18 protein-coding genes and 1 pseudogene are annotated in these 16,616 nt (G+C 54.8%); 14 read left to right on the top strand and 5 right to left on the bottom strand.

From position 1 onward, the window contains the following. The first annotated feature begins 981 nt into the window (after window positions 1-981). The gene (locus ABH899_RS00005; protein WP_369994053.1) at window positions 982-1,428 is read left to right on the top strand and encodes an ArpU family phage packaging/lysis transcriptional regulator; all 447 of its coding nucleotides are present in this window, start codon (window positions 982-984) and stop codon (window positions 1,426-1,428) included. Between the two features lie 7 nt (window positions 1,429-1,435). Then, window positions 1,436-1,669: a hypothetical protein gene (locus ABH899_RS00010; protein WP_369992935.1), complete on the top strand. Its 234-nt coding sequence runs from the start codon at window positions 1,436-1,438 to the stop codon at window positions 1,667-1,669. Between the two features lie 50 nt (window positions 1,670-1,719). On the opposite strand, the pseudogene ABH899_RS00015 reads toward ABH899_RS00010, so the two are convergent. Continuing rightward, a pseudogene (locus tag ABH899_RS00015) lies at window positions 1,720-1,803 on the bottom strand (helix-turn-helix domain-containing protein); the annotation flags it as partial. Window positions 1,804-2,036: 233 nt separating this feature from the next. On the opposite strand from ABH899_RS00015, the gene ABH899_RS00020 reads away from it, so the two are divergent. Both ABH899_RS00020 and ABH899_RS00025 read left to right on the top strand, forming a co-directional pair. After that, window positions 2,037-2,762, top strand: a complete 726-nt coding sequence (locus ABH899_RS00020) for a stalk domain-containing protein (RefSeq protein WP_369992937.1) — start codon at window positions 2,037-2,039, stop codon at window positions 2,760-2,762. A gap of 275 nt (window positions 2,763-3,037) precedes the next feature. Then, window positions 3,038-5,008 carry an S-layer homology domain-containing protein gene (locus tag ABH899_RS00025; protein WP_369992938.1) on the top strand — a complete coding sequence of 657 codons (1,971 nt, stop codon included), beginning with the start codon at window positions 3,038-3,040 and terminating at the stop codon, window positions 5,006-5,008. A gap of 111 nt (window positions 5,009-5,119) precedes the next feature. Here ABH899_RS00025 and ABH899_RS00030 read toward each other — a convergent pair whose 3' ends face one another. Genes ABH899_RS00030 through ABH899_RS00040 form a run of 3 tightly spaced genes read right to left on the bottom strand, consistent with a single transcriptional unit; the run spans window position 5,120 to window position 6,481 of the window. Then, a complete protein-coding gene (locus ABH899_RS00030) occupies window positions 5,120-5,278 on the bottom strand; it encodes a hypothetical protein (RefSeq protein ID WP_369992939.1) in 159 nt (52 codons plus the stop codon). A 46-nt stretch (window positions 5,279-5,324) separates the two neighbouring features. Then, the gene (locus tag ABH899_RS00035; RefSeq protein ID WP_009672315.1) at window positions 5,325-6,008 is read right to left on the bottom strand and encodes an LrgB family protein; all 684 of its coding nucleotides are present in this window, start codon (window positions 6,006-6,008) and stop codon (window positions 5,325-5,327) included. Further along, complete coding sequence (locus tag ABH899_RS00040) at window positions 6,005-6,481, bottom strand: CidA/LrgA family protein (RefSeq protein ID WP_218228186.1); 477 nt, start codon at window positions 6,479-6,481, stop codon at window positions 6,005-6,007. The genes ABH899_RS00035 and ABH899_RS00040 overlap by 4 nt, the downstream gene beginning before the upstream one ends. A 132-nt stretch (window positions 6,482-6,613) precedes the next feature. Here ABH899_RS00040 and ABH899_RS00045 point away from each other — a divergent pair, with 132 nt between their 5' ends. The 6 genes from ABH899_RS00045 to ABH899_RS00070 all read left to right on the top strand — a co-directional run bounded on the left by ABH899_RS00045 (window position 6,614) and on the right by ABH899_RS00070 (window position 11,379). After that, window positions 6,614-7,507: a LysR family transcriptional regulator gene (locus ABH899_RS00045; protein ID WP_369992943.1), complete on the top strand. Its 894-nt coding sequence runs from the start codon at window positions 6,614-6,616 to the stop codon at window positions 7,505-7,507. A gap of 118 nt (window positions 7,508-7,625) precedes the next feature. After that, window positions 7,626-8,576 carry a magnesium/cobalt transporter CorA gene (gene corA / locus ABH899_RS00050; protein WP_218228188.1) on the top strand — a complete coding sequence of 317 codons (951 nt, stop codon included), beginning with the start codon at window positions 7,626-7,628 and terminating at the stop codon, window positions 8,574-8,576. Window positions 8,577-8,631: 55 nt separating this feature from the next. Beyond that, window positions 8,632-9,387, top strand: coding sequence for a class I SAM-dependent methyltransferase (locus tag ABH899_RS00055; RefSeq protein ID WP_369992945.1), 756 nt, complete (start codon window positions 8,632-8,634; stop codon window positions 9,385-9,387). Next, window positions 9,384-10,370, top strand: a complete 987-nt coding sequence (locus ABH899_RS00060) for an MBL fold metallo-hydrolase (protein ID WP_369992948.1) — start codon at window positions 9,384-9,386, stop codon at window positions 10,368-10,370. Before ABH899_RS00055 ends, ABH899_RS00060 begins: the two co-directional genes overlap by 4 nt. A 375-nt stretch (window positions 10,371-10,745) precedes the next feature. Then, complete coding sequence (locus tag ABH899_RS00065) at window positions 10,746-10,946, top strand: helix-turn-helix transcriptional regulator (protein WP_009672314.1); 201 nt, start codon at window positions 10,746-10,748, stop codon at window positions 10,944-10,946. Between the two features lie 28 nt (window positions 10,947-10,974). Next, window positions 10,975-11,379: a hypothetical protein gene (locus ABH899_RS00070; RefSeq protein WP_218228190.1), complete on the top strand. Its 405-nt coding sequence runs from the start codon at window positions 10,975-10,977 to the stop codon at window positions 11,377-11,379. A 305-nt stretch (window positions 11,380-11,684) separates the two neighbouring features. On the opposite strand, the gene ABH899_RS00075 is transcribed toward ABH899_RS00070, so the two are convergent. After that, window positions 11,685-12,212, bottom strand: a complete 528-nt coding sequence (locus ABH899_RS00075; protein WP_009672297.1) for a phosphatidylglycerophosphatase A family protein — start codon at window positions 12,210-12,212, stop codon at window positions 11,685-11,687. 302 nt (window positions 12,213-12,514) lie between these two features. Here ABH899_RS00075 and ABH899_RS00080 point away from each other — a divergent pair, with 302 nt between their 5' ends. The 4 genes from ABH899_RS00080 to ABH899_RS00095 all read left to right on the top strand — a co-directional run bounded on the left by ABH899_RS00080 (window position 12,515) and on the right by ABH899_RS00095 (window position 16,613). Next, entirely contained in the window at window positions 12,515-13,576 is a 1,062-nt protein-coding gene (locus ABH899_RS00080) for a GerMN domain-containing protein (protein ID WP_369992951.1), read from the top strand. 384 nt (window positions 13,577-13,960) lie between these two features. Continuing rightward, window positions 13,961-14,710 carry a ribonuclease PH gene (gene rph / locus ABH899_RS00085; RefSeq protein ID WP_009672305.1) on the top strand — a complete coding sequence of 250 codons (750 nt, stop codon included), beginning with the start codon at window positions 13,961-13,963 and terminating at the stop codon, window positions 14,708-14,710. After that, window positions 14,703-15,455: a non-canonical purine NTP pyrophosphatase gene (locus ABH899_RS00090; RefSeq protein ID WP_369992954.1), complete on the top strand. Its 753-nt coding sequence runs from the start codon at window positions 14,703-14,705 to the stop codon at window positions 15,453-15,455. Before rph ends, ABH899_RS00090 begins: the two co-directional genes overlap by 8 nt. A 261-nt stretch (window positions 15,456-15,716) precedes the next feature. Continuing rightward, complete coding sequence (locus ABH899_RS00095; RefSeq protein ID WP_369992957.1) at window positions 15,717-16,613, top strand: ABC transporter ATP-binding protein; 897 nt, start codon at window positions 15,717-15,719, stop codon at window positions 16,611-16,613. Window positions 16,614-16,616 lie beyond the last annotated feature (3 nt).

Raw genomic sequence — 16,616 nt, forward strand, 5'->3', positions numbered from 1 at the left:
AACGCCGTAGTACCACAGCAGATATATCCGATCTTCGCGGCGATCATGCAGATCGAGGCGATGAACGCAGGCTAAACATCAACTAAGGGAGGGTTTAAAGGTGCAAACTGGACAGATCAGAACAACTCCAGCCGCAATAATGGCGGCGTTGGGATACAAGAATATTGAGGTAGAAAGCTTAGTGTGTGACATTTTTTCCAATCAAGTAATCATTAACGTGAGTGGTGACTGCGAAAGCTATCCGTACAGCATCCAGGAAAGACCTGAACGGACGGCCGTAACCGGGCTGTGAGACGTTTAAACATCAACTAAGGGAGGGTTAAGACCGTGGAGGTAACAAACGACGAAATGCGAGGAATGCCGCCTGGAAGCATTGTGGTCACAGGATGCCGCAACTGCGAGGGAGCCGAAGAACATACTAAACTTGATGACGGAAAGTGGCAATGCAAGTGGTGCGGTCAGACTGAAATGGATTGATGAACACCGGTAACATCAACTAAGGGAGGGTTTATATGCTTCTTGGATACAGAATTATTGAGAATGTAAATATGGTCGTAAGGAAACAAAACCGAACACATCGGAAGCGTCGAATCAATAAGAAATGGGCGAAGCGTTACGGATTCAGCGTGACGCCAAGGAAAGGGATTTTTGCGATGGGCAGCACCTTGATAATGCACCCGACCGTCGCGCAGATAGTGCGGCAGCAGATGAACAACGTTTAAACATCAACTAGGGGAGGAAATCCCTCCCCATAGATGATTAACCATTAGATATAAAACCAAGATATTACATCTGCTGCAAATTCTAAAATGTCCCTGATTAATTCAAGTTTACGTCTCAAGACTACCAACTCCTCTCTTAGTGGATTCGAAATACAATATAGGAGGGTTGATTGGTTTGTGACGCTTGTACTAAAAAAAGCCCAAAAGGGCTCCGATATTACTCAAGATGCCTTGAACGGAGGCGGTTAGTTTGCAACAGATTAGCTTCGAATTACCGGAGCTTGATAGGAAGGCTACGAAAGCCGCGGTTGAAGATGCTTTCGAAAAGTACAGAATTTATAAATTTATCTTCTTTGAGGAACGCGAAGCATCTATAACGGCGGGCTATACGGAACGTTTTCATGGACCCACCAATGTCACTAGTGATCAAACAGCCAGCATAGCCATCTATAACACTGATGAACCGGAACGCAGACGAAAGTACTGCGAACGTTTAGAAAGAGCTGTAAGGCGGTTACACCCCAAAGAACGACTCTTAATAGAAGAAAGATATATGAAAGAAGACTTCGAAGGGGATTATATCAAGGATTACCAAGTTTACAGCTTTAAGTTTAATCCGCCCATCAGTAAAGAAACATACACGAAAATTAGATGGAAAGCATTCTATAAATTATCGCTCATTCTCAATATTGCTGTCTTAAAGTAGGAGGCCGATGAATAAAATTATTCAAGGTGTACCGACAAAAGAGAGGTGGGCAGATGGGGTAGATCACACTGACATCGAGAAGCGTGTAACGGTTTTTATTCAGGGTAAGCACGGAAGGATCGGATTGGTTGTCCCTGAAAATAAACCTACAGAAAAAGAGTGGCATGACCTCCATCAATCCATAGCTGAAATTGTAACCAATTCCATAATAAATACGAGTAAAATGAAAGAGGACAGTTAAACACTGCCCTCTTTTTTTATGCAATTATTTTGGATACAACAGTACTTAAAAGATTTGTCCTGTACGAGTAATTCAAAGACTTCGCGTTCACGATTTGTGAGTAAGAATTTGTTTTTATGGTCGCTGCCCTTCAAGTTGTCATCCCTCCTTGCTCGGGTTTTGGAGTAATTACAAGGGTAAGGGATACAGTCAACTTAGTGTATGAAGGGCGCTTACCAATGGTGCGATGGCGGGGGAAAAATAGGCGAGAACAGGGCTGTTTTAATATCAGTGATTCCGCATCCCGATTTTGATAATCGTTTGTAACAAATCCCGGCCGTCTCTGCTGTAAAATGTTCTGTAGAGCATTAGGGAGGAGATTCAAGCCATGCGGAAAAGTTGGGCAGCAGCGGGAATGACGGCGGCGCTTCTGGTCGGCATTACGGCCGGAGCTTACGCGACGAGTAATCTGAAGGAGATCAAAGCTTTTTTAAACCCCGATTTGCAGGTGGATTTGAACGGCGTTACGTTTACGCTGAAAGATGAGCAGGGGAACGATCTGGTCCCTATCACGTACGAAGGCAATACGTACCTGCCTCTCCGCGATCTTGCGCAGCGGCTTGATTTGAGTGTCGCTTGGGACGGCACCAACAATAAGGTCGTTCTGAAAGACAAGCCATACATGGAATTTTCCGCAGAGGACGAGGCCTTGCTTGAGAAATACGGATACGGATTCGGGGTTCCGAGATGGCTGGAGAATGTGATGGTGAGCGTCATACCGGAGGAAAACGTGAAAACGTCCATCGAAGAGGGCCGTTTGGATAAACGGGCGCAGGCGTTGACGCTGATCCATTATATGGTTCAGGATGAGGATTTGCACCGTCTGCACGACGTGGTGGCCCGGATCGAAGTGTACAAGAAAGAAGACTGGTCCGAGGTGAAGAAAACGGCAGCGGGTGCGGAAGTTCTCGGCGAGAATGACCGGTACGTGTATATCGCGAAGAAGGCCGCGGAGAATCCCTACGAGCCCGGAACGCTGGACGCGGAAGGCTTCGGGGATTTGCGGGACTGGCTGGATCTGCACGACTATTACTTTACTTTGAGCGGCAAATAAGCGGGCAAGCACTTATTTTATAGGCGGAAAATGAAGCGTCTCCGGGAGGGGGCGTTTTTTTGGTTTTTCCATATGGAAATTTTACCATGCGGCAAGAAAGTAGTTCTATAGTAATAGTTATCAAAGGGAGAATCAAACAAATATATACAAATATTTCCCTTTAGGCTATATAATATAGGAGTAATTACCTATATAAATCAGAAGGAGAAGAGAAACGAGCCCGACAGAAACGGGCAGCCAGGTCATACTATTCATTCGGGAAAGAAGGCATTTTTTTGAGACACTTACATAAGCTGTTGAGTTTAATGATGATCGTCTGCTTGCTGCAAATCAGTCCTTTGGTGCACGCGGAAGCGATTCTCCAGAATCAGGCGGTGAACGGCGGGACGATTAACCAGAATATCGTTTTCATTGATGTAAACAATCATTGGGCGAACGACGCTATCTACGATATGGCGAAGAAAGGCATCATCAGCGGTTACGAGGATTCCTCCTTTAAACCGGAGAAATCCATCACTCGCGAAGAATTTGCCAAACTGATCGCGCTGACGTTTTCGATCAATCTGCAAACACCGGCCGAGCCGACCTTTGCGGATTTGAATCCGGACAAGTGGTCGTTCGGTTACGTCGAATCCACGAAAGAATTTTTGACCGGCTATTATCCACCGAAAGGCAAGCCGTTCTTCAGCCCGGATACCAAGGCAACTCGTGAAGATGTTGCCGTTGCGCTCGTCAAAACGATGGGTTACACGACCGACGATTTGCGGAGCAGCAGTACGCTCGGAAGAAATTTCAGCGATGTGGACGAAATTTCCTATAACCTTCGGGACTATGTCGCCATTGCGACGGAAAAGCAGCTGATCGGCGGCTACGAGGACAGCACGTTCAGACCGCAGAAGCCGATCACAAGGGCGGAGGTAGCCACTCTTCTTTTCCGGGTCATTAAATCTTCCGCTCAGGATCAAGCCGACGGACCTTCCCTGGAAGTGACCGTACCGGAGAAGACGGAAAGCGGCACGTTCTATGTTTCGGGCAAAACACATCGCGACGCCAAGGTTCAGATCAACGACAAGGCGGTATCGACCGACGAAGGCTCTTTTAAGGAAGGCTACCGTCTGGAGAAGGAAGGCACGTACGAAATCCGGGTTACGGCCAAGCTTCCGAGCGGCAAAACGACAACCGTAACCAAAAAAGTAACGTACCAGGTGAACGGTCCGGACTTGAAGGTGGACAACACGCCGGACACGGTTACGAAGGGGTCTTTGACCATTTCGGGCAAGGTGAAAAAGGATACCAATTATTCGTACCCGACCGTCTATCTCAACGATGAGAAAATGTACGTCAGCAGCTGGGACGGCACCTTCTCCAAAGATGTAAAGCTGGCGGAAGGCGAAAACACGTTCACCGTTAAAGCGGAAAACGAAGCGGGAAAAGAAACCGTCGTTACGAAGAAAGTCACCTTTAGCTCCGGTGGTCCCGAGCTTAAGGTAAACTCCATTCCGGACAGCTCGCAGGTCGCTTCGATCAAGGTTTCGGGTACCGTTAAGGATGCCAACGATTCCTATCCTATCCTGTATATCAACGACAAGAAAGTATATATGTACGGCGGTTCTTTCAGTGAGTCCATCAGATTGGAAGAAGGCGAGAACACGCTGACATTCAAGGCGGAGAACCAGAACGGAAAAGTGACGGTCGTGACCAAAAAAGTGACCTTTAACGTCAACGGGCCGACCCTGAAGCTGAATGCAACCCCCGAGAAAACCGCCTCTAAAACCTTGACGGTTTCCGGGTATGTAACGGATAAGAACGACAGCATGCCGACTCTCAAGATTAACGGGAAGAAAGTGTACTACACCTCCTACGCCAGCGGATCGTTCTCCGAAGAAATCACGTTGTCGGAAGGCGAGAACACGCTCGTTTTTGAAGCGACCAATTCAACGGGAAGAAGTACGACCTTGACCAGAACGGTCACCCTGGAAACCGATGCGCCCGTTATTCAGGTCAGCTATCATCCGGGCAGCACGACGCTCAGCTACATGACGATTTCGGGAACCGTAAAGGATAAGAACGACAGCTATCCGGTGGTTTACTTGAATGACCGCAAAATTTATTGTTCTTCTTATGACGGGACTTTTTCGGAATGGCTGGATTTGAAAAAAGGCGCCAATCCGTATACGATCGTCGTGTCCAATAAATACGGCAAAACGGCGACGGTAACCGGAAATGTTTATCGCGTCGATCGGTAGGCCCATTTGGGCGAGGCATTTGCCGCTCTCTGACGAACGTTGCGAAATAACCTCTCTCGTGGTTACATGAGAGAGGTTATTTTTGTTCTTCCGGCAGGGTAAAGCTGCCCATTAAACGAGCTCGGCCGCGAAGGAAGCGGCCCCCTGCGGCCTTGTGGCATCTTCTGCCGCTCCGATTGCGGAAAAAGCGCAATTGCGGGCCCCCCACTCTCCCGCGGGAAAAACACCGCTGCCGGGCACCCGCCCGCCGCCGACCCGTCGCCGGAACAAAAACAGACCGCCTCCCGAAGGAAGCGGTCTGTAACCGGCGCCGCCGTCACAGGAACGGCGCCATGATCGGCTGGATCAGCCCCAGCGAGAACAGCGCGGCCAGGATCATCGCGACGCTGGCGATGGCCCCCTCCTCGCTGCCGAGCTCGTGGGCCTTGCTCGTGCCGGCGCCGTGGGCGCCCATGCCGAGCAGCAGGCCCCGCGAGATGCCGCTGCGGATGCGCAGCGAGCGGATGACCAGCGGCCCGATCACCGAGCCGCAGATGCCCGTCACGACCACGAACACGGCCGTGATCGAAGGAATGCCGCCGAGCGAACGCGACACCTCCATGGCAATGGGAGTCGTGATGGAGCGCGGCGCCACGCTCTCGATCATCTGCGGGCTCGCGTGAATCCAGCCCGCAGGCAGCACCGACGTGAGCACGGCGACGACGGAGCCGCACAGCACGCCCGCCACAAGCACCATGGCGTGCTTGCGGAGCAGCTTGAACTGCCGGTACAGCGGGATCGCGAACGCCACGGTGGCGGGCTGCAGCAGATCCGTCAGCGGCTTCGTGCCGGCGTTGTAGGCTTCAACCGGCGTATCGGTGAAGAACAGACCGGCGATAAGCAGAACCGGCGCGACGACGAGCGGCGACAGGTAGGCTTTGCCTGTCTTCCGGTACAGCCGGTTGGCCGCCCAGAAGACGACGATGGTGATCAGCAGGTACAGAAGTCCGGTTCCGGTCATGAGGCCGCTTCCTCCTTCTTGTCTTTGCCGGCGCGTCTGCGCCCCAGAAATTCCGCTACGAGCCCCGTGCTGGCCATAACGAAGAACGTGCTGATAATGATGATGAGCAGGTACCCGCTCCCCGATACCGAGAACATTTCCTTATACTCCAAAATGCCGACGGCAGGCGGGACGAAGAAGAGCAGCAGCTTCGACAGCAGAAAATCGGCGCCCTTCTCGATCCATTCCAGCCGGACCCAGCCGAAGTGAAGCGCGGCGAAGACGATGAGAATGCCGACGATGCTTCCCGGCACCGGCAGGTGCAGCCGCTCGGACACGAGGCGTCCCAGATAGGCGAACGCGATCAGCAGGCCGATCTGGCCGCAGGTGACGAGCGCCCGCCGGACGTGAACCGGAGCAAACCGGTCCGGCGGCCAAACGAAACGTAGTTTTTTATGAGGACCGCTTAAAGGTGGTGCGGGTTGTTTGTTCATCCGGATAATCCCCTTCCATAATTCCGAGTATACGTAGGGGACAAGGATAGGTAAAATACATATATCGAATAGTTTTCATTCCTTTTCTCTATGGAAAGGGAACCAATGCAGAAGGCTAAAGGAGGCGATGACTTGGACGTTCGGCATCTGCAATATTTTCTGGAGACGGCTAAGCGCAGAAGCTTCACCAAAGCGGCGGAAGCTCTGCACGTCACTCAGCCCACCATCAGCAAAATGATCCGCATCCTGGAGGAGGAACTCGGTGTCGAGCTGTTTGACCGCACGGCCCGTCAAATTGTATTGACGGATGCGGGTGAAGCCGTAATGATCCAGGCGCAGCAGATTGTCCGTTCTCTGGAAAATCTCTCCGTCGATCTCGAGGACGTGACTTCCATGCGCAAAGGGCAGATCCGGATCGGCCTGCCGCCGATGACCGGAGCGCCTTTCTTCCCGGAGCTGATCGCCGCTTTCCATAAGCTGTATCCCGGGATCGGAATCCGGCTGATCGAGGAAGGGGCCCGCACGGTCGAACGCGAGGTGGAGAGCGGGAGCCTCGATCTCGGCGTCGCGGTGCTTCCCGTCGATGCGGAGCGCTTCGAGATGTTCGCCTTCGTCAAGGAAGAGCTCCGGCTTGTCGTGCATCACGGGCACCGGCTCGCCCGCAGGCAGACCGTCCGCCTTGCGGAGCTCAGCGGCGAGAAGTTCCTTATGTTCCGCGAAGGCTTCACCCTGCACGAGAGCATTCCCGAAGCCTGCATCCAGGCGGGATTCAAGCCCGACATCATCTACGAAAGCTCCCAGTGGGATTTTCTGAGCGGGATGGCGGAAGCGGGCCTCGGCGTCGCCCTGCTGCCCGAAACGATCTGCCGCAAGCTGAGTCCGGACAAAGTGGCCACGATTACCCTGGTTTCTCCGCGGATTCCGTGGCATCTTGTTATGATTTGGCGCAAAGAGGGTTACTTATCTTATGCCGCCCGCGAATGGCTGCGGTTTTCGAAGGAGTGGCTGTCCCGGCCGAACCGCTAAGGAGACAAGGAGGCCGGCTCCAATCGCTTTCGCGCCAAGCACCGTTTTGTTTCCAGGCAAAACATGGTACGATATACCCAATGCTTTCACCCTGATCACGGACGAAATGAGGACCTTTATGATTCGCACGGTCGCCGTTACCCGCAGCGGAGAACTGGTCTTGGACCTGCCTTTGCAGGAGCTGGACGGAGATTCTATCGACTGGTACTGGGTAGACTTCAACAACCCGACTCACGAAGAGGCTTTGCTGCTCGACACCCATTTTCATTTTCATCCGCTTGCGGTTGAAGACTGCTTTCATCTGCTGCAGAGGCCGAAGCTGGACCACTATGAGGATGTCCATTTTTTCGTGCTGCACGCCATTCATCCACAGACGCTGGAAGCCGATGAGGTCGATCTTTTCGTCGCGCCCCGCTTCCTCGTTTCTTTCCACTTCACGGAGCTCAAAGAGATCAACGACGCCTGGCAGAAGCTTCAAGCCGAACCGGACAACTGGAAAAGAGGCTCTTCCTTCGGCGCGTATCTCGTCATGGACAAGCTCGTGGATGAATATTTTCCTTGTATACATATGCTGGAAGACGAGATGAACGATTTCGATTCCGACCAGAAAGGCACGTCCATTCACGCGCTTATGCGCGGCGTGTTCGACATCCGCTCCAAGCTGGCGCATCTGAGGCGGTCGATCATTCCCATGCGCGACCTGCTCTACCGGGTCGTCAATTCGGACAAGCTGCCGAACGTGCGTGAGCAGCAGATTTATTATGCGGACATTTACGATCATCTGCTGAAGCTGGCCGAAATGATCGACTCGATCCGGGACACGACCGCGGACATGCGGGAAAATTTCATTTCATTGAATTCTTACCGGATGAATACCATTATGAAAACGCTGACTGTCATCACGACGATTTTTATGCCGCTGACGTTTCTCGCGGGAATTTACGGAATGAACTTTGACAACATGCCCGAACTTCATTGGCCCTACGGTTATTTTATTGTTCTTTTGATTATGTTCGGAATCGGGTTTGCCATGTATGTCTGGTTTAAGCGCAAAGGCTGGTTCGATTGAGAAAACGGCCGCTTATTTATAATCCGTACTAAAAAAAGATCGGGAGGATGCGGGCATGAAAGTTAAAAGCGCGTGGTACCGGGAAAGCTTCGGAAAAGACTATCTGCTGGTGTACAAACACCGCAATTTCGAAGGAGCTTACGCCGAGGTCAAACGGATGATGAACTGGCTTCATCTACCCGAAGGCGCCCGTGTGCTGGACCTGTGCTGCGGCATGGGCCGCCATTCGCTGGCGCTCGCCGATTTCGGCTATACGGTGACGGGTATCGATTTGTCGGATACCCTGCTTGAGGAGGCGCGGAAGCAGGACCCGGAGGAGCGGGTAACCTGGCTGCACGGCGATATGCGGCGGGTTCCGAGCGAGGAATCTTTTCACGCCGTGGTCAATTTGTTCACTTCCTTCGGATACTTCGAGCAGGAGGAAGAAAACCGCCTGGTGTTGTCGGAAATCGAACGGCTTCTGCGGCCGGACGGGAAATTTATTATTGACTATTTAAATCCCGCTTATGTCAAAACGAACCTCGTTCCCTATTCAAGCCGCGAGGAGAACGGCCTTTTTATAGAAGAGACACGCTCCATCGAGAACGGGTATGTCCGCAAACAAATTTGCATCACGGATGAACAGGACGGCCCGCGGCATTATTCGGAACAGGTGCGCCTGTACAGCTGCGAGGCTTTTGTCGATATGCTGTACGCGGCGGGCTTGCGGGTCGACCGGATCTACGGCAGCTATGACGGTAAGGATTACGACCGGGAGTCGTCTCCCCGGATGATTTTTGTCGGAGGAAGGGAAGGAGAAAGCCTGCAATGAGTCATTCAACAACGGTCATCGCTTTACGGGAGGGGCTTTGGCAGATCAAAGTCCCTCTGCCTTTTCCCCTGCGATGGGTCAACAGTTATCTGCTTAGGGAGCCGGACGGGAGCCTGACGGTGATCGATCCGGGCCTGCGCACGGAAGCCGCGGAGGCGCTGTGGAACGAAGCGCTGGGGGGGCTCGGCTTCGGGTACGACCGCATTTCGCAGGTCGTACTGACCCACCACCATCCCGACCACTACGGGATGGCGGGCTGGTTCCAGGAGCGCACGGGCGCGCCGGTTTACCTGTCGGAAACCGGCATCGGTCAGGTGCGGCTCCTGTGGGGCGACGGTCAGCCGATGACTTCGCTGCTGACCGGGCTTTTCGCGCGGCACGGCATGGAGGCCGCGCTGTGCGGGGAGCTGGCGAAGCATATGGACAGCTTCGTCCCGCAAGTTTCGCCGCAGCCGCAGCTGACCGCGCTGCGGGCGGGAGACCGCGTGCGTCTGGGCGGCGCGGCGTACGAAGCGATCGAGACGCCCGGACATGCGGCCGGGCATCTGTGCTTCTACGACGCACAGACGCGCGAGATTTTCTGCGGCGATCATGTGCTGCCGCAAATTTCGCCGAACGTGAGCTTCATGCCGGGCGTCGAAGACGACCCGCTCGGCGCGTACATGGGCAGCCTGCGGGAGATTAGCGGGCTGCCGGTCAAGATGGCGTACCCGGGCCACCGGTCGCCCTTCACCGCCTTCGGCCAGCGGGCCGAAGAGCTTGTCCGCCATCACGAGGAGCGGCTTGCGCTCATGGCGGACAAGCTGCACGAGCCGATGACGGCTTACGCGCTCTGCCGCGATACATTCGGCGACCGGCTTACGCTGCATCAGCTCCGCTTCGCCATGGCGGAGACGATCGCGCATACGGTGCGCCTTGCGCTGGACGGCAGAGCGGCCGAGAGCGAGAGGGAAGGGATCATCGTGTACCAGGCGCGGTTTTGAGCGGTCGCCCGTCCCTCGCGTTTTCTCGCGGAGTTCAAGCGTGGCGATGCGATGCGATGCTTCGTGAGGCTTCGTAAAGACGGAGCTGATCGCGGACGGTGCCTATGCCGTACAAGCTCGTTTCTGGTTTCACTGCGAACCCTCGCATCGGGGGCATTCCTATTTATGTGTTTCAGTGCCCGACAAACAACCATATGACGGACTCTCGGGTAAGAGGGTTCGTTTTTTTATGCTTTGAAGAAGGAGGGGCACCCCTGCTGAAAAATCTGCCTTATCCGTATGCCGTCCTACTGGCTTAATGTAAAAAATATTTGACATTTCCAACGCTTCTTTTTACAATCAAGATGTAAAAACATTTTGACATTGGAGTTTGCTATGGAAAATCGGATTCATGAGCTGCGCAAACGAATCAGGCTGTCTCAGGAAGATCTCGCCAAAGCGTGCGGTGTGTCCAGACAGACTATTAACGCCATTGAAAACAACAAGTACGATCCGAGTCTCCAACTGGCTTTTCATCTGGCCCGTACGCTGGGCGTCACGGTGGATGACTTGTTCCAGGCAGACAAAGACACGTAAAACGGCAGTATACAAGGAGGCGGAAACTGTGACCGGACGGAAAACATCGAAGCAGCGGCTCATTGCTGCGGGTTTCGGACTTACCTCACTGGTTGTCATCGGATTTACGCTTAAAAAGTACGCGTCCGGAGAACCGGTCGGAACGAGCGAATTAACGAGCATAGCGGCTGCCCTGGCCGCGATGTTCGGCGCTCTGACCTGGGGGAACAAGGAGGACGGGGAAGGCATTACGCAGGAGGAAGAGATGGGCAGGCACATTACTTTCGTAAGCGCCAAAGCGGCCTATTTCATTATGCTTGCCGCTTCCCTGATCGTCTGTATAGTGGAAAAACTGGCTTTCGGCCGGGATAATATGGCTGTTCTGATTTTACTGGGACTGGGCATCGTGCTCCTTCCGGCGGCGGAATATATCGTTGCCCGGAAGTACCGGTGACCGGACAGGAAGCTGCATGCTGCGTATGTAAGGGGAACGGACAAGAGGGAAGCCTCGGCAATCTTGGGATGAAAAAGGAAAATGGAAAAGGGAACCGCCGTCATGGGGTTCCCTTTTTGTGTCGGCTCCTCTACTCGGAGCGTCCTTGACGACAGCCGGAAAACAACTTTGTGAGGGACTGTTCGTCCGCTCTATTCCGTTTCCTCTTAAGCGGTTCGTCTTCTCACACTGCTCGCGGCTCCTCGCAGCGCACGGTGTTTGGCGCCGTATAACGGGGGAACACATCCCGGTTTAAGAATGGCCTCTCAGCTTCCGGGAGCGTCGCCTTTCTTTTCGGCTTCCGATTGCTTGCGGTGGGCAATGCGGGAGCTCGCGGCAGCGGCGATGGCGCCGACGATATCGTCGAGAAACGTGTGCTTCTCGTAGGTACTTTTATCATTGAGCTTTTTCAAGATGCCCGGTTTCAGCTTGTCGATATAGCCGAAATTCGTGAATCCGATGCTCCCGTAAACGTTCACGATCGACAGGGCAAGGATCTCGTCGCAGCCGTACAAGCCTTCGTCATGCTGAATCATCTCCTGCAGAGGGGAGATCAGCTTGCCTTCTTCCGCAAGCATGTCCAGCTGAATGCCGGTCAGGACGGCGTTTTGTACTTCCCTTTTGGCCAGGACGGATTCTACGCTCGCCAGACACTGCTCCAGGGTCAGCGATTCGAAATAATCTTTTTGCAGAAAATAGGTCAGTTCGGCGATTTGAGACGTTTGAACGCCTCTTTTTTCAAGCAGCTCGCGGGTAGCCGAAGCTACTTTTTCACTATCCAGGGAATATTTCACGATGGGCTTCTCCTCCGTTGTCAAATGAAAGCAGATACCCTAGTATACCCTTTTTTTAGGAAAGAGTATCGCTTTGGAACGGATTTGTCCTTCGAAAAGGTGGACGGAAAGGGAACAAGCCCGGAAATTGTCCCGTTTTTTCGGACAACTCGGGCATAAAGCAGGCAGGCCCCCTGTATACATAGGAGTACGAAGGACAAACGTCATCCGGACCGGCAGGAAACTCCCGAAAGAAGGCGCTGCCGGCGGCGGGCCCCAGGTCATGCCGAACCTTTGCGCAAGGCACATACGAACAGGAGGGGATGGAATTGAGAAAAGTACGCTGGCTTCAGGCGGCAGCCATGACAGGAGCGATCGCGATTCTCGGGACGGGATGCGGTATGTGGGGATCGGAGTCCAAACCGATCGACGCTCCGCCGCCCGGTACCGAAACCGCGATGGAGACGGGAACCGGTACGGGGGGAACCGGAGCGGATGCAGGCGCCAAAACGTCGCAAACCGCCAAAATGACCGTCTATGCGAAAGACCCGAAAGGCTTCGTCGTTCCGGTCAGTCTGGATTTGCCGAAGACACAGTCGGTGGCGAAGACCACGCTGGAATATATGGTGGCCAAAGGCCCGGGCGAAAGCCAGCTTCCCGCCGGGTTTGCCTCTCTGCTGCCCGAAGGGACTACGCTGACGGTGGACATAAAGGATAAACTGGCCACGGTCAATTTTAACCAGGCCTTCAAAAAATACGACGCCAAGGAAGAACGCAAAATCATGGAGGGGATCACCTGGGCCATGACCGGTTTTTCAACCGTCGAGCAGGTGAAGATCAAAATAAACGGGCAGGAGCTTAAGGAAATGCCGGTGGCCCGCACGCCGCTGGACGAACCGCTTTCGCGCAAAATCGGCATCAACCTGGAGAAGCAGGAAGGGGTCGATTACGGCCAGTCCACGCCGGTGACGCTGTACTTTACGAATGCAACGGCGCAAAACGGCAAATATTATGTACCGGTTACACGCCTGGTAAAAAGGACCGATGACGTCGCCAAGGCGGTCATGGACGAACTTTTGAAAGGCCCCAACACGTCGAAGGGCCTGCAGCCGGTATTGAACGCTTCCGCCAAGGTGCTGGATGTGAAGAAGACGTCGGACACGGTGCTGACGGTAAACTTCTCCGACCAGCTTCTGGACGAGAACAAAAAAGCGCCCGCGGACGGGCTCCAGTCGGTTATTTTGTCTCTGACGGAAAATACGAACGCCGCCAAAGTTCAAATAACGGTGAACGGCAGTCCGAAGGTGGAAACTTCCGATTCCCAAACCTACAGCCAGCCCGTCTCCCGGCCGCTTCATTTGAACCCGAACCCGGAAAAGCTGTAAAAGGTTTAGCCGAGGGGAGTCCGCCGCGTGACAGGCTGAAACGCGGGGCTCGTGAAGCCCGAGCGTAAACGGAGGGGCAAGCGGTGTGGCCTGCCGTTATGCGACGCCTTAACCGCACATCGGGAGATCCGGGGGTAAGCGCCGTTATGCGGCTCCTAACCCCGTTAGGGGGAATCTTCCGGGCAAACCGGGGCGGACGTTTTTAAAACTTGGCTTTCGGTCTTTAGGTCGGGAAAGCCGCATTGTCGGACCTTACGGAGGTTTGAGGGGAGAGAAGAGCTCTCCCTTTTTTCGTCGAAACCCGCGGTGCTTTTGCTCGGCTCCTTTGTTTGCTACAATAGGAAGGATAGAAATGGATGCTATGATCGTACAGGAGGATACAGAATGCGAGCCGATGGAAGACAGAATGACCAGCTAAGACCGATGAAAATTACGCCGCACTATATCAAACATGCCGAAGGTTCGGTTCTAATAGAAGTCGGGGAGACGAAAGTCATTTGTACCGCAACCGTGGAAGAGCGTGTTCCTCCCTTTATGAAAGGCCAGGGCAAAGGCTGGGTAACCGCCGAATATTCGATGCTCCCGCGCGCTACCCAGGTCCGCAACCAGAGAGAAGCGGCCAGAGGAAAGCTCGGCGGCCGCACGATGGAAATCCAGCGGCTGATCGGACGCGCGCTGCGCTCCGTCGTTAACTTGGAAGCGCTCGGAGAGCGTTCCGTGACGCTCGACTGCGATGTGATCCAGGCGGACGGCGGGACGAGAACGACTTCCATCACGGGAGCCTTCGTAGCGATGGCGCTTGCCATGGAGAAGCTGGTGGCCAGCGGCAAGCTGAGCAAGCTGCCGATTACGGATTACCTTGCCTCCGTCAGCGTCGGGATCGTGAACGGCAAGCCCCTGCTGGACTTGATGTACACGGAAGATTCCCAGGCGCACGTCGATATGAACGTGGTCATGACCGGAACCGGGAAGTTCGTGGAAGTACAGGGGACGGGAGAAGAGGCGCCTTTCTCGCGCGAGGAGCTGAACACTCTGCTGGCCTTGGCCGAGGGCGGCGTCTACACAATGGTCGAGGAGCAGAAAAAAGCGCTCGGACGCGTAAGCGGCCTGATCGGAGCGGGTGTCCGTGCCTGATCTTTCCGCTTCCGGCGTCGTGGTGATCGCCACGCGCAACAAGGGCAAAGTGCGCGAGTTTGCCCACTATTTCGCCCGCTTCGGCAAGGAAGTGCGCAGCCTTGACGATTTCGACGATATGCCCGACATCGTCGAGGACGGCGCGACCTTCGCGGCGAATGCCCGGATCAAGGCGTCGGCGATTGCAGGCAGGCTGAACCTGCCGGTACTGGCCGACGACTCCGGGCTGTGCGTCGACGCGCTCGGCGGCGATCCGGGCGTATACTCCGCCCGGTATGCGGGCGAGCACGCCGCCGACGCGGCGAACAACGCCAAGCTGCTGCGCGAGCTTGGCGCGGTCTCGGCCGCAACCGGACGGCCCGGGCCCGGCGCTGCCGGGCAGGCGGCGTCCGCCGGCGAGCCGTCCGCGGCGGACCGCGGTGCCGCACGGGCGCAGGGCCTCCCGGACGGCCCGAAGGCCGCGGACGCGGCTGCGCCGCAGGTGCTCAGCACCGCGCGCTTCGTATGCGCGCTGGCGCTGGTCGACCCGCTCCGCGGGGACACGCTCGAGGCGGAGGGGACCTGCGAGGGTGTCATTATCGCGGAGCCGCGCGGCACGGACGGGTTCGGCTACGACCCGCTGTTTTATCTGCCGGAGCGGGGAGTGACGATGGCGGAGCTGCCGCTCGAAGAGAAAAACGCGATCAGCCACCGGGCTGCGGCGCTCGAGCAGTTTTTCGAGCGCCATTCCGGCCGCTTGACGTAACCGAATAAACAACGTGTCCGCTTGGCGGACACGAACCAAACCGGTTTCCGATTCGATTCGGAACCGGTTTTTTCGTTGTTTCACATGTCATAGCGGGTCCGGCGGACGAAGGTGACAATTGTCATCCGGAAAAGGTTACGGTTGTAGGTAGGGAGGAAATCCGCCGCGCGGTATGATGGATTCAGGTTAAAGAGCTTAACGAAACGTTGAACGATGAACGATGAAACGGAAAGCCCACATAACAGAAGGAGCTGAACCCCTGTGACAACAGCTATCGAATTGATGAAGGTTACGAAACAATTTAAAGGCAAAAAGGCGGTCGACGGGTTAACGCTGACCGTGGAACAAGGAACGGTGCTCGCACTGCTCGGTCCGAACGGGGCGGGCAAGACCACCACGATTTCGATGATTCTCGGCCTTCAGGAGCCTACGAGCGGGACTGTCAAGCTGCTGGGAGGCCATCCGAAAGACCAGCGGGTTAGGGACCGGATCGGAGCCATGCTTCAGGATGTCAGCGTGATCGACAATCTGAAAGTAGCCGAGACGATCGACCTGTTCCGCCATTATTACGCGAACCCGCTCTCGCTGGAGCAGCTTCTGCTCATCTCCGGCCTGGAAGCCGAGCGGAATAAGATGGCCTCGGCTCTCTCCGGCGGGCAGCAGCGCAGATTGGGCTTCGCGATGGCCGCGGCGGGAGACCCGGAAATTATTTTCCTGGACGAACCGACCGTCGGCATGGACGTGACATCCCGGCAGTTGTTCTGGGATACGATCCGCGCCATGGCCGCGAGAGGAAAAACCGTCGTGCTGACGACTCATTATCTGGAGGAAGCGGATCAGTTGGCCGACAGAGTCGTCGTGATCAATAACGGCAAGCTGGTTGCGGACGGGACGCCGAGCGAGATTAAAGCGGAAACGACGGGGAGAGTCATTTCTTTTACAGCGGGCTCGGGGGTTACGGCTGATCTGCTGAGGGCTTTCCCGGGAGTCAGCGATATCAAGTGGAACGGGCGGCGCGTCGAAATGTTCGGACCGGACACGGACCGGCTGCTTACCGCGCTGATCGACAAACGCATCGATATGAAAGATATCGAAGTTCGAAGCGGTGGACTGGAAGACGCCTTCCAGACTTTAATTCAAAATACGAATGCAGGCTGAAGG

Source organism: Paenibacillus sp. RC84 (genome assembly GCF_041260495.1).
In the GTDB taxonomy this organism is placed as follows: Bacteria; Bacillota; Bacilli; order Paenibacillales; family NBRC-103111; genus Paenibacillus_F.